The sequence below is a fragment of the Pusillimonas sp. SM2304 genome (assembly GCF_031628915.1).
Lineage (GTDB): Bacteria > Pseudomonadota > Gammaproteobacteria > Burkholderiales > Burkholderiaceae_B > Pusillimonas_C.
Window position 1 is genome coordinate 1,003,367 of sequence record NZ_JAVLUJ010000001.1, and the last position, 13,454, is coordinate 1,016,820.

Sequence of the window (13,454 nt, forward strand, 5' to 3'; positions counted from 1 at the left end):
CGTATATAAGGTTTTCATAAACTATGTCAGATCAAACCACGAATGTCGCCGTGCCCGGATACGGTGCGGACTCCATCAAAATGCTCAAGGGGCTTGAAGCGGTACGCAAGCGCCCGGGCATGTACATTGGCGACACCTCCGACGGAACCGGCCTGCATCATATGGTTTTCGAAGTCGTCGATAACGCCATCGACGAAGCGCTGGCGGGTTATTGCGACGATATCGTCGTGACCATACACGCCGACAACAGTATTTCCGTCAGCGACAACGGACGCGGCATTCCCACCGACATACACAAAGACGACGAATTTCACCGCAGCGCGGCTGAAATCGTGATGACCGAACTGCACGCCGGCGGCAAGTTCGACCACAACTCATACAAGGTCTCGGGCGGCTTGCACGGGGTGGGCGTATCGTGCGTGAACGCTTTGTCGCAATGGCTGCGCCTGACGATCTCGCGCAACGGCCAGACCCACGAAATGGAGTTCCGGCGCGGCGAACGCGTCGAGCCCCTGGCGGTGACCGGCGCAAGCGATGCCTCGGGCACCCGCGTCCAGTTCCTGGCCGACGATGAAATTTTCGAGAACATCGAATACCACTACGACGTTCTTGCCAAACGCCTGCGCGAGCTGTCCTTCCTGAACAACGGCGTCAAGATCCGCCTGATCGACGAGCGCAACGACAAGGAAGAGGATTTCGCCTTTCTGGGCGGCGTGAAAGGCTTTGTCGAGTACATCAACCGCGCCAAAACCGTCTTGCATGGCAATGTGTTCTCGGTCAGCACCGAGTCTATCGTGGGCGATACGACCATAGGCGTCGATGTGGCCATGCAATGGAATGACAGCTATACCGAAACGGTGCTGTGCTTTACCAACAACATTCCGCAGCGCGACGGCGGCACCCACCTGACCGGCCTGCGCGCGGCCATGACCCGTGTGTTGAACAAATACATTGCCGACAACGAACTGGCCAAGAAAGCCAAGGTCGACACCACCGGCGACGACATGCGCGAAGGCCTGGCTTGCGTGCTGTCGGTGAAAGTGCCCGAGCCCAAGTTCAGCAGCCAGACCAAAGACAAGCTGGTGTCCAGCGAAGTGCGTCCGGCGGTTGAAGAGGCTGTTGCCCGCACGCTGGAGACCTGGCTGCTCGAGAACCCCAACGATGCCAAGGCCTTGTGCAACAAGGTGATCGAGGCCGCGCGCGCGCGCGATGCAGCCCGCAAAGCGCGCGAAATGACGCGCCGTAAAAGCGTGCTGGAAGGCGCCGGCCTGCCGGGCAAACTGGCCGACTGCCAGGAAAAAGACCCCGCCCTGTGCGAAATCTACATCGTCGAAGGCGATTCCGCCGGCGGGTCGGCCAAGCAAGGCCGCGACCGCAAGTTCCAGGCCATCCTGCCCCTGCGCGGTAAAGTGCTGAACGTGGAAAAGGCCCGCTTCGACCGCCTGATCGCCAGCGAACAGATCACCACGCTGATTACCGCGCTGGGCACCAGTATCGGCCCCGACTTCAATATCGACAAGCTGCGCTATCACCGCATCATCATCATGACCGACGCCGACGTCGATGGCGCGCACATCCGCACCTTGCTGCTGACACTGCTGTACCGTCAAATGCCGGAACTGGTCGAGCGCGGCCACGTGTATATTGCACAGCCGCCCTTGTACAAGGTCAAGGTCGGCCGCGACGAGCGCTACTTGAAAGACGATGCGGAAGAAGCGCAGTTCATGCTGCAGGTTGCGCTCAAGGATGCCGCCCTGTTCGTCAAGGAAGGCGCCGATCCCATTACCGGCGATGCGCTGGCCGAGCTGGCACGCCAGTACATCATGGCCGATTCCGTCATCAACCGCCTGACGCGCACCATGGATACCGAAGCCCTGTCGGCCATGGCCGAAGGCGTGCAGATCAGCCTGGCCGATGCCGACCAGGCTGCGGCATCGGCGCAGCGCTTGTTCGACGCCATCAACGACCCCGCTGTGCCCAATGGGGTAACGGTCAACGTCGAAGCCAATGAAGAAGGCGACTCCTGGCGCCTGGTGCTCAATCGCATGCACCACGGCAATGTGCGGGTCACCATTTTCGACCGTGCCTTTGTGCGGGGCGCCGACTATGCCATCTTGTCCAAGGCCGCTCAGACCTTTACCGGCCTGATGGGAACGGGCGCGATGGTCGTACGCGGCGAAGGCGACCGGCGCAAGGAAAAGTACATTTCGGATTTCCGCGAAGCCATGCAATGGCTGCGCAGCGAAGCCGATCGCAGCATCAGCAAGCAGCGCTATAAAGGCCTGGGCGAGATGAACCCGCAGCAACTATGGGAAACCACCATGGACCCGAATGTGCGCCGTCTGTTGCGCGTGCAGATCGAAGACGCCATCGCGGCGGACGAAATCTTCACCACGCTGATGGGCGACAACGTCGAGCCGCGCCGGGCATTCATCGAGTCGCACGCCCTGCAGGCGGGGAATATTGACGTTTAGGCGCTATATAGGCGAAGGCATACGCTGAAAATCCAAGGCCCATAAGTTGACAAACTTATGGGCCTTGTTTCTATTGGACGGGCTCCGAAACCCCTCGATCAAGCCGTGTGCACTGTGGATCAATCCAAGTGTGCTGTCACGCAAAGAAGAGGTCGACTGTTCAAGTGCACTTACAAGTTTGTTAGGCGTGAATGTATCAACATGTCACTTTATGCTGTAAAATTTTTTACCAATTCCGAAAGTTTGCTTTTGTGATTGGAACCACTCATTACAGCAAAAACCAAGGGGCAAACATGGGATCTGGCAATCGAATCATTCGAGGCAAAGCGCGAAGTATTCAGCGCTCAAAGAAAAGTCTTCAATATTCGTTGCTGGCTATGGCCATACAACCAACCGCTTGGGCACAGACGACTACTTGGCTAGGAAACAACGACAACTGGCATGACGCGGCCAACTGGTCCGGCGCAGCCCTGCCTGCCTTGGAATCCCCTGTTTTCGTATTCATCAAGTCCCCTGCCTCGACGCAGCCTGTCATCTCGCAGCCGGGCGCAGAAGCCAACAATGTGTTCATCGGCAGCGTAGACGGCTCGTCTTTGGCCATTGAGAGCGGGGGGGAACTGACGGCAAAGAGCCTTGTGATCGGCAACAGCACGAATAACGGCGCCGCACCCAATATCACCCAAGAATCCGGGATGCTGACGGTAGATGGCAATGGCTCGACACTGACAACCTCAGGGTTGACGGTGGGTTATTACAGCAAGGGGATACTCAGTATCGACAATGGCGGGTCTGTGCTTGTCGATACAGACGTTACTTTAGGGGCAATCAGCAATGACAGCAGCCATGGCACACTCAATGTCGCCGGTAATGGCAGTTCCTTCAGTAGCCGAAGTCTGGGCATAGGCAGTTCGGGCAAAGGGACTTTCCGGTTGTCGGACGGTGCTACGGCGACGACCTATTCGGCGTCCATCGGCCTCAATGCCGGGGCCACCGGCGACGCCACGGTGGAAGGCGATGGAACCTCTTGGATGGTGACCGACGCGAATGTGACAGTCGGTCAGTCCGATATGGGTACGCTCAAAGTGGCTGATGGTGCTGTCGTGACGATCGCACAAGGGGCTCTCAAGGTGGGCTCGACCGCCACCGGGGTGGGCTATGTCGACATCAAGGGTGCGGACAGTCGGATTTCCAGCTTGGGGACGACGGGTTCTGATTACATGGCGGTTGGGTATAGCGGCGAGGGTACGCTGGCTCTCAGCGAGGGCGGGTCCGCAGATGCTGCCACGACGATTCTTGGTTTTAACAACACGGGCAAAGGGACGCTGACACTGGATGGCGCAGGCACCGTGGCCCGCTCCAATAATTACACGATGGTGGGTTATCAAGGCGCGGGAACGGCAACCGTGTCGAACGGCGCCACCTTGCGCGATGATGGGGCTGGGGGTATTCGGATTGCCTACGCTGCGGGTTCAACAGGTACGCTCAATATCGGCGCCGCAGCCGGCCAAGCCGCCACAGGCGCGGGCAATATATCCACGGCCAAAGGGATTGTGTTCGGGGACGGTACGGGTAAGCTAGTGCTCAACCACACGGCTACCGATTATGTGCTGGCCTCCGACATTTCAGGAAACGGCACGGTGGATGTCTTGTCGGGAACGACGGTGCTGGCAGGCGATAGCAGCGGCTTCAGTGGAAACACCGCCATCAAAGCGGGCACGGTGCTCTTGACGGGAACGTTGGGCGGGACGGTGCGGATCGACGCCAATGGCCTGCTGCAGGTGGGCGATGGCGCAACCAATGGCAGTCTGACGGGTGATGCGGTCAATCATGGCACGCTGATTTTCGATCAAACCGGTGATTACGATTATCTCGGCGCCTTGTCCGGTAGCGGCGGACTTATCAAGCGCGGCAACGGCGTCCTGAAGCTCTCCGGTGATTACCATTATCAAGGGACCACCGTGGTGCAGGGTGGGACTGTCAGCCTGGCGGCCCAACTGGATCCGCGCACGGATATATTGATCAATGACGGGACTTTCGATCTCAGTGGCAAGACCCAGACGGTGGCCGGCCTCAGTGGCAGCGGTGGCGAGCTCGCTTTCGGGGCGACGGGCAACCTGACGGTCAACCAGAACAATGACAGCAGCTTTGGCGGTATCCTCTCAGGGACGGGCACATTCAATAAAAATGGTGCGGCGGCGCTCAATCTGACAGGCTTCAGCGGCTTCAGCGGCCAGGTCAATGTCAATAGCGGCTGGTTAATGCTCAATGGCCAACTGCCGGGCACCATCACCGTGCAGAATTCTGGTGTGCTGGGAGGCAGCGGTGTGGCGGGTTCCGTCATCGTGCGCCAGGGCGGCACCATCGCGCCGGGCAACTCCATCGGCACCTTGCGCGTGAACAACGACGTGCAATTCGATGCCGGATCGATTTACGCGGTCGAGGTAGATGCCGCTGGCAATAGCGACAAGATCCTGACTTCGGGTTCGGCGGTGCTGAATGGCGGTACTGTCCAAGTGCTGGCCGAAGCCGGCAACTACAACCCGTATACGAGTTACCTGATCCTTGATGCGGATGGCGGTATATCGGGACGCTTTGAGAACGCCACCAGCAATTTTGCCTTCCTGAACCCCAGCCTGATATATGCCCCCAATACGGTCACTTTGGCCTTGACCCGCAATGGCGCGACCTTTTCGCAGATGGCAGCAACACCCAACCAGCGTGCGACAGCCGGAGCGATCGACAGCGTCTTTGCTGCGGACAGCCCGGTTTACCAAGCCTTGATTACGAGCACGGCCGAGGGAGCCCGTCAGGCTTTCGATGCCTTGTCGGGCGAAGTGCACGCTTCGACGCTCAGCGCCGTGGCGCAGCAAAGCGAAACGCTGCGGCGTACCGCGTTGAACCGCCTGGATGTCAATGCCAAGGGTACGCAGCTTTGGGTACAGGCCAATGGCGAGCTGGCCCACCTGAGCGGCAACGATAATAGCGCCAAAGTCAGTGTGCGCGATGCAGGCGGTTTGAGCCTGGGCGTAGATACCGACCTGGGTGCTGTGCGCGCCGGGGTGGCGGTTAGCTACGCGACATCGGACGTCAGCGTGCATGCACGCAATTCCAGTGCCGACACCAAAGCACTTTCCGCTACGGCCTATGCCGGCACCCGTTTGGGTAAGTTGGCTTTGCGTGCGGGCGCCAGCTACAGCGATCTGGATTTCAATACTTCTCGTAATGTGGCTATCGGCGCCTTGTCTGATCACCTCTCGGCTAAGTATGGCGGGACGGCCACTACGCTGTTTGGCGAAGTTGGCTATCCCCTGCAGTTGGCAGACGCTCTCGTGGTCGAGCCTTTTGTGGGCGTGAATGCGCTGTGGCTAAAGAACGATGCCTTCGCCGAGGACGGCGGCAGCCTGGCCTTGCGTGGCGAAAGCCGCTCGCGCAACTATGCGTGGTCCACACTGGGGGTGAAAGGCAGCTTTGTACTGGGCCAGGCCGAGCCTGTTGTCGTCAGCACCAAGCTGGGCTGGCAGCATGCGCTCAGCAAACGTGATGTTGAATCCACGCTGGCGTTTGCCCAGGGCGGACCCGCCTATGGCATCCAAGGTGCGCCGCTGGCCAAAGACGCCGCTTTGCTGGACTTTAGCCTTGACTGGCAGCTTTCGCCGACCACGCAGTTCGGGATTGGCTATTCGGGCTCTCTGGCAAACCAGGGTTCGTCGCATACCGCCAAGGCTTTGCTCCGTACACGGTTCTAAGGGCGCGCTTCGGGCCAGCCATACCGCGGCCCTGGGGCTCAGAACGACAACCGTGCAGTGACGCCAATGAGGAGACCGTGCCCAAGCGCCTATCCGCCGGGGCTGCCCATGACCGGCAGAACGATCCCTGTCACGTAGCTGGAGCAAACGGGAGAGGCCAAGTACACATAGGCCGGCGATAATTCTTCCGGTTGGCCGGGGCGTCCCATGGCTGTGTTTTTCCCGAAAGAGGTGATTTCGCTTGCCTGTTGATCGGCCGGATTCAGCGGTGTCCATATGGGCCCTGGCGCCACGGCATTCACCCGCACGCCTTTCTTGGCCAGATTGGACGCCAAAGACATGGTAAACGCATGGATGGCGCCCTTGGTGCTGGAATAGTCCAGCAGCGTAGCGTGTCCTTTGATCCCCGTCACTGAACCGGTGTTGATGATGCTGCAGCCCTCCCTGAGATGGGGCAGGGCTGCGCGCGCCATGTAGAAGTAGCCATAGATATTGGTGCGCATCGTCTCGTCGAAGCGCTCGTCCGTGATCTGGTCCAGGGTGTCGGCATGCTCTTGAAAGGCGGCGTTGTTCACCAGGACATCCAGTTTTCCAAAAGCGTCCACGGTTTTTTGAATGGCGCGCTGGCAGAACGCCGGATCCTTGACGTCGCCGGGTATCAGCAGGCATTTTCCGCCTTCTGCCTCAACAGCCTGCTTGGTTTCTTCGGCATCCGCATGTTCTTCAAGGTAAACGATGGCAACGTCCGCGCCCTCGCGGGCAAACAGGACGGCCACCGCCCGGCCTATGCCGGAATCGCCGCCCGTCACGATCGTGGCAAAGCCCTCGAGCTTGCCGCTGCCTTTATAGTGCGGCGCGTGATACTGAGGCTTGAGATGCATATCCTTTTCCCTGCCGGGCTTGTCCAGGTGCTGCGCGGGCATGGGCGGCTCGGGATGCTTGCGTCCGCCAGCCTGGCTGGCGTCTTTCTGGCCTGGCTTCTGCTCCGGCTTGCCGGCATCGTTGCGGTCTTGCTGCTTTTGAATGTCGCGCTGTTTTTCGGCGGTACTTTCTGTCTTGGGCTTGGAATCTTTTCCTTGGCTCATGTGGTTCTCCTGTCTGAAGGTGCTGAAGTCCCCCGCGCGGAACAGCGCGGTCCATTGATCCTGCTTTGGCGTTACGACAGGGCTGCAAGCGGCGTGCCGCGCCGCCGCTCTCCGGTGGCACGCCGCTTGCTGGACGCACTGCGCCCGGCAGAGGTGTGAGCATGCGGCAGTGAGGAGGACCATGCACCTGACCCCCAGACAGTTTCTTCATTTGGCAAAGTGTTCATACCAGGCCTGGCGGGACGACTATGCTTCGAGCATGGGCGCCGCCATCGCGTTCTATACCGTATTTTCAATCGCACCTTTGCTGATTATCGTGATTGCGGTGGCCGGCTTTCTGTGGGGCGAAGATGCGGTGCGGGGGGAAGTCTTCCGTCAGCTTGGCGGGCAGGTCGGACAAGAGGGCGCGGAAAGCGTACAGACGCTTATCCGCAGCGCGGACAAGCCGACGCAGGGCCTGAGCGCCACTTTGATCAGTATAGGAATACTGCTTGTCGGCGCAACGCGCGTTTTCGCAGAACTGCAAAGCGCGCTGGACCGCATATGGGAAGTACCTGCACTGCGGCAGACAGCCGGGTGGTGGCGGATGGTGCGTGCCAGGCTGCTGTCTTTGGGGCTGATACTGGGCTTGGGCTTCTTGCTGCTGGTCTCTTTAGTCGTCAGCGCCGGACTGGCTGTGCTGGGCCAATGGGCGACCGGTTTGTTTCCGGGATGGGAAGCGCTGATGCAGGGCTTGAATGCGATTGCGTCGCTGGGCATTGCCACGGTGCTGTTTGCGGTGATCTTCAAGTACATGCCTCAGGCTTCGATCGCGTGGCGCGACGTTTGGGTCGGCGCTATCGTGACCGCAGTCCTGTTCGAGATCGGCAAGGTGTTGATCGGGCTGTATGTGGGCAAAAGCGCGACGATTTCATCGCTGACGGCGTCCGGGTCCCTGGTCGTTGTCTTGATCTGGGTGTATTACGCTGCACAAGTGTTCCTGCTGGGGGCGGAGTTCACCTGGTTCTACGCCAATCACCATGGCTCGCGCCGTGGGCGTGGCGCAGAACAGCGTAAAGGCCGCGCATGAGCGGGTGTGTATTCCCCGAGTCTCTTCTGTGTGACGACCAGGCTGTCTGTGGCCATCGTCGTGCCTGAGGCGGTTGGCGCCGCGCCGGCAAGGAGGGGAAGATGACGGTGCTTTCATTGCTGCCATCCCGGGCCGTCCGATTCCTGGAGCATGATGATGTTCGGACCACCGTACAGACGGTCAGCGCGGTGTTGATGGCTTACGGGGCTATGCATCTGTTGCCGCTGGAAACGGCCTCGTGGGCGGTGTTCTCTGCCCTGTTTGTGGTCCAGGCGAACATTGGCGGAACCATCGATTTGGCCTTGTGGAGGGTGGCGGGCGCTCTGGTGGGGGCGGTCATTGCCATCCTGCTGATACTGGGCGCGGGGCACGTGGGCAGCGGACAGGTCACGGTGCTGGGCGTGGGTGTGCTTGTCATGAGCCTGATTTCCGTGCGGTGGCCCGCGCTTTCCTACGGGCTCGTGACCGTTTCCATCATTACCGTTACACCTGACATTCAGCTGATTGAAAGCGCTTTCGAAAAGGTAGCCGCCATTACCGTCGGCTCGTGCAGCGCCATATTGGCATGCTTGATCGTATTTCCGGTCAGCGCGCACCGCAGTGCCAATGTACAGCTTGCGAATGCGTTGCGTATGTCTGGAGAATACATCGTTGAATGTATGCGTTGCGTGACCGACGGGGAAGCACGCAAGAGCCCGGAAATGCAGGCCGACGCCCTGAGCGCCATACACAGGGCTTCGTTGATGTGGCAGCAGGCAGGCATGGAAAAACCGTCGTTCACTTTCAGGAAGCAGCGCTATGCGGCCATGTCCGAAGCGCTGCTGGAGCAGGCGGGCCACCTGCAACAAAGCCTGGCGCTCGCCGACCGCTTTAGCCAAGCGCCTCCCTCGTGCCAGATGAGTCAGGTACAAGTGGAAGCAATACAGAATCTGGCGAGCATGATGCAAGCGCAACTGAACCGCCTTGGCGATGCGCTGGCGGCGGGGCGCAATCGTGCGGAGATAGGGGAGATCTGGCGGCGATATGAAGAATTCTGCCAGGCGATCGACGAAATATGCGATGACGCCGATACAACCGAGGAGCGCGAATACCTTATGGCGCTGAAGTGGGCATGCCATTCGATAGTAGTCAGCATAGACGCATTGGCGCAGCACGTGGGCGAAGCGCGACAGCCGCGCAAGGAGACGTGCTGACTACCCTGCGTTGGGCATGCTGTTTGCATACCGGTTCTCTGTGATGGCGTACAGATGGAAAAGAGCGCAGCCCCCAGTCAGCGGGCCGTATGAGTCAACCGGAGAGCAAGAATGCAAAGAATCGCAATCGTCAGTGAGCACGCATCCCCACTGGCACAGTTGGGCGGTGTGGATAGCGGCGGACAAAATGTGTATGTAGCGAATGTCGCGCGGGAGCTGGCTCGCCAGGGGCATTGTGTGGATGTTTTCACGCGGCTGGATAACCCGTATCTGCCCGAGCAGATGGATTGGGACAACAATGTACGCATTATCCATGTCCCTGCCGGGCCGGCGCGCCATCTGCCCAAAGAGAGCCTGCTCCCCTACATGAAGGAATTTGGCGATTACATGCAATCATATGTGCATGAACACGTGATTCAGTACGACGTCATACACGCCAATTTTTTTATGTCGGCCCTGGCGTCCATGCCGCTGGCCAAGCAAACCAATACACCTCTGGCCGTCACTTTTCACGCGCTCGGAAAAGTGCGGCGGCTTCATCAGGCCCACAACGATCATTTTTCCGACTGCCGCTTTCCCATCGAGGAAAACATCGTGCGCAACGCCGATTGCATTATTGCGGAGTGCCCTCAAGACAAACGGGATCTGATAGCGCTTTATGATGCCGACCCTGATCGCATCAGCATGGTCCCTTGCGGTTATGACCCGAGCGAACTGACCCCGCTCAAGATGCCTGACGCCCGAAAGACGCTTGGGTGGGATGACGACACCTTTTACCTGCTCCAGCTCGGCCGCATGGTGCCTCGCAAAGGCATAGACAACGTCATACGGGCCTTGGCGCGGTTGCGGACACGGCATGGCGTTCAGGCGCGCTTGTGCGTGGTGGGCGGCAATCTGTCGGTGGGCGGTTCTGGCGATACAGAAGAACTGGAACGCCTTATGCAGGTCGCCCGGGAAGAAAAGATTGCCGACTTTGTGGAATTTACAGGAAGCCGCGGGCGAAACCAGTTAAGCCGTTACTACAGCGCTTCTGACGTTTTTGTGACAACGCCCTGGTATGAGCCATTCGGCATTACGCCGGTTGAAGCCATGGCATGCCGCCGGCCGGTAATCGGGTCCAACACGGGGGGCATCCGGTACACCGTGGTGGATGGCGAGACGGGTTTCCTGGTGCCGCCCAAAGACCCCGACGCGTTGGCGGAGAAGTTGGCCGTGCTTGCCGGTGACCGTGTCCTTTCCGCGCGAATGGGCCGTGCCGGCGCGCTGCGCGCGCACAAGATGTTCACATGGCGGCGTGTCGGCTCGGAGCTGGCAGCCATATTCGACAGCCTGGGCAGCCAGCGCACTTCGCCGTGGAAGCTATCTGCTGGCGAGCGCTTGCCACTCGCTCACTGATCTCATTCATTGCGAGCCCTTTAACCTGGACGCCTGGCATGGCCGGCGGTACCAGACCGATATGGAGTAAAAATGGACGCTTACGACGACGAAAGCCTTGCCGGCAGGGTCATTTTGGTCACCGGCGGCGGGAGCGGGCTGGGCGCGGCAATGTGCAGCGTGCTGGCGCGGGAAGGCGCGCAACTGGCAGTGGCCGATATTAACGAAACCACCGCGGGCCGGATAGCGGACGACATCAATCAGGCGGGTGGGACCGCACACGCCTTCTTGATGGACGTTGGCGACGAACAAGTCATTATCGACGTGCTCGCGCGCGTGGTGTCGCGGTTTGGCCGCCTGGACGCCATCATCAATAACGCAGGCGTCGACGTGACGATAGGCATACGCGAGATGGAGACGGCGGATTGGCACCGCGTCATGGCGACCAATCTGACAGGCCCCTTTCTGCTTGCCAAGCATGGTTTGGCCCATTTGGCTTCCGGCGGCCATATTGTCAATATTGCGTCCACAGCATCCCGGCGGACGTGGCCCAACGCGAGCGCCTATCACGCCAGTAAATGGGGTTTGATGGGGCTTACCCATGCCTTGCACGCCGAACTGCGCGGCGCGGGGGTCAAGGTGTCGGCGGTCATTGCCGGTGGGATGCGCACGCCTTTCTTGCTTGATCGGTTTCCTGACATCGATGTCGAGTCCCTGCAAGATCCGCACAATGTGGCCCGGGCCGTCAAGTTTGTGTTGACCCAACCCCCGCAGACCGTGATACCCGAAGTGATGGTGCTGCCCATGAAGGAAACATCATGGCCCTGAGGCCTGCTGTTTTCCTGGATAAGGATGGTACGGTTTTGCAAGACGTGCCTTATAACGCCGATCCTGTGAAGATGGTTTTTGCACCCGGAGCGCGACAGGGAATTTCCCGGCTGGCACAGTTGAATATGCCGATCATTATCGTCAGCAACCAGCCAGGCATTGCGCTGGGCAAGTTTGGCTTTGACGAGCTTTGCGGCATGCAGCAGCGTTTGCGCCAGATGTTCTTGGCGTTGGGCGCCAGACTGGCTGGCTTTTATTTCTGCCCGCATCATCCCGATGGATTGCTGCCTGCTTATGCCCGTGTATGCGACTGCAGAAAACCCGCGCCGGGCCTGCTGCTGCTTGCCGCTGAACGGCACCATATCGACCTATCCCGCTCGTGGTTCGTGGGTGACATTCTTAACGATATCGAAGCGGGCCGCCGCGCGGGCTGCCAGACCGTGCTGATCGATAACGGCAATGAAACTGAATGGATGATGAATGAGTGGCGGACACCTGATTATCGGTTGCCGGACTTGGACGCCGCCAGCCATCTGTTGGCGGCCCGCCAGCTACAGATCGAAGAGGGGCTGCCATGAGCGGTGCGTCGAGCTGGGCCAATGCGTCCAGAGTGTTGTGTATCCGCCTGGACAACATGGGCGATGTGCTCATGACCACGCCTGCCATGCGGGCCTTGAGGCATGCGTGTCCAGGCCGGCGCCTGACGCTCCTGGCTTCGCCCGCAGGCGCGGCGCTGGCTCCTTTTCTGCCCGACATCGACGAGGTCCTGGCCTACGATGCCCCCTGGGTGAAGAATGAACGTGGCGACCCGGCCGACGATGCGCGCATCATCCAGGCATTGCGCCGGGGGCAATTTGACGCGGCTGTCATTTTTACGGTCTACAGTCAGAACCCATTGCCCGCCGCATTCATGTGCCGCCTGGCCGGCATACCGCTGACGCTGGCTCACTGCCGGGAAAATCCCTACCGCTTGTTGTCACACTGGGCACATGAAACCGAGCCTGGTCCGGCAACGCGGCATGAGGCACGGCGGCAACTTGATCTGGTCGAGCGGACTGGCGCGTTTTCACACGATCCCCGGCTTGTCTTTGAGACGCGGCGTACTGACCACCGCAGTCTGCGCGACAAGCTGGCCGCCCGGGGCCTGAATCCTGATGATGCGCTGGTCGTGGCCCATTGCGGTGCCACGGCGTCTTCGCGGCGCTATCCGGCTGAGCACTTCGCCCAGGCGCTGACGCAGTTGGGCGCGCGCGCGGGCACCGTCATACTGACCGGCGACGCTACGGAACAAGCCCTTACGCACGAGATTGCCCGGATGTGTGTCCGGGTACCGGTCGTGGATCTGGCTGGTGCGCTCAGCCTGGGCGAATTGGCCTGCCTGATCGAGACGGCCGGGCTGCTGTTGTCCAACAATACGGGGCCGGTGCATCTGGCCGCGGCCTTGGGCACGCCCGTAGTGGATCTGTATGCATTGACGAATCCACAGCATGCGCCATGGATGGTGCCGCATCGCCTTTTGTATCACGACGTTCCCTGCAAGTACTGCTATCGCAGCGCATGCCCGGAACGACACCATGATTGTTTACGCAAGGTGCCGCCCGAAGCGGTGTGCGGCGCCGTACTGGAACTGCTGGCCGAAACCCGGCCGCTATCTGCCAGGCAGCCTGACCGGGTTGCCTGAACGG

9 protein-coding genes are annotated in these 13,454 nt (G+C 60.0%); 8 read left to right on the forward strand and 1 reads right to left on the reverse strand.

The genetic code is table 11. The annotated features are described in order from the left end of the window. The first annotated feature begins 23 nt into the window (after positions 1-23). Both gyrB and RE432_RS04655 read left to right on the forward strand, forming a co-directional pair. Positions 24-2,474: a DNA topoisomerase (ATP-hydrolyzing) subunit B gene (gyrB, locus tag RE432_RS04650; RefSeq protein ID WP_310932049.1), complete on the forward strand. Its 2,451-nt coding sequence runs from the start codon at positions 24-26 to the stop codon at positions 2,472-2,474. Positions 2,475-2,851: 377 nt separating this feature from the next. Beyond that, positions 2,852-6,220, forward strand: a complete 3,369-nt coding sequence (locus RE432_RS04655) for an autotransporter domain-containing protein (RefSeq protein WP_310932050.1) — start codon at positions 2,852-2,854, stop codon at positions 6,218-6,220. Positions 6,221-6,309: 89 nt separating this feature from the next. On the opposite strand, the gene RE432_RS04660 is transcribed toward RE432_RS04655, so the two are convergent. Further along, the gene (locus tag RE432_RS04660; protein WP_310932051.1) at positions 6,310-7,305 is read right to left on the reverse strand and encodes an SDR family oxidoreductase; all 996 of its coding nucleotides are present in this window, start codon (positions 7,303-7,305) and stop codon (positions 6,310-6,312) included. A 181-nt stretch (positions 7,306-7,486) separates the two neighbouring features. Here RE432_RS04660 and RE432_RS04665 point away from each other — a divergent pair, with 181 nt between their 5' ends. The 6 genes from RE432_RS04665 to RE432_RS04690 all read left to right on the forward strand — a co-directional run bounded on the left by RE432_RS04665 (position 7,487) and on the right by RE432_RS04690 (position 13,450). Then, positions 7,487-8,374 (forward strand): YihY/virulence factor BrkB family protein, encoded by an 888-nt coding sequence (locus tag RE432_RS04665; RefSeq protein ID WP_310932052.1) that lies wholly within the window; start codon positions 7,487-7,489, stop codon positions 8,372-8,374. Positions 8,375-8,475: 101 nt separating this feature from the next. Then, the gene (locus RE432_RS04670; protein WP_310932053.1) at positions 8,476-9,567 is read left to right on the forward strand and encodes an FUSC family protein; all 1,092 of its coding nucleotides are present in this window, start codon (positions 8,476-8,478) and stop codon (positions 9,565-9,567) included. 111 nt (positions 9,568-9,678) lie between these two features. Then, positions 9,679-10,962 carry a glycosyltransferase family 1 protein gene (locus RE432_RS04675; RefSeq protein WP_310932054.1) on the forward strand — a complete coding sequence of 428 codons (1,284 nt, stop codon included), beginning with the start codon at positions 9,679-9,681 and terminating at the stop codon, positions 10,960-10,962. Between the two features lie 72 nt (positions 10,963-11,034). Then, the gene (locus RE432_RS04680) at positions 11,035-11,769 is read left to right on the forward strand and encodes an SDR family oxidoreductase (protein ID WP_310932055.1); all 735 of its coding nucleotides are present in this window, start codon (positions 11,035-11,037) and stop codon (positions 11,767-11,769) included. Further along, positions 11,760-12,347 (forward strand): HAD family hydrolase, encoded by a 588-nt coding sequence (locus RE432_RS04685; protein ID WP_310932056.1) that lies wholly within the window; start codon positions 11,760-11,762, stop codon positions 12,345-12,347. The genes RE432_RS04680 and RE432_RS04685 overlap by 10 nt, the downstream gene beginning before the upstream one ends. Then, the gene (locus RE432_RS04690; protein ID WP_310932057.1) at positions 12,344-13,450 is read left to right on the forward strand and encodes a glycosyltransferase family 9 protein; all 1,107 of its coding nucleotides are present in this window, start codon (positions 12,344-12,346) and stop codon (positions 13,448-13,450) included. Before RE432_RS04685 ends, RE432_RS04690 begins: the two co-directional genes overlap by 4 nt. The last annotated feature ends 4 nt before the right edge of the window (positions 13,451-13,454 follow it).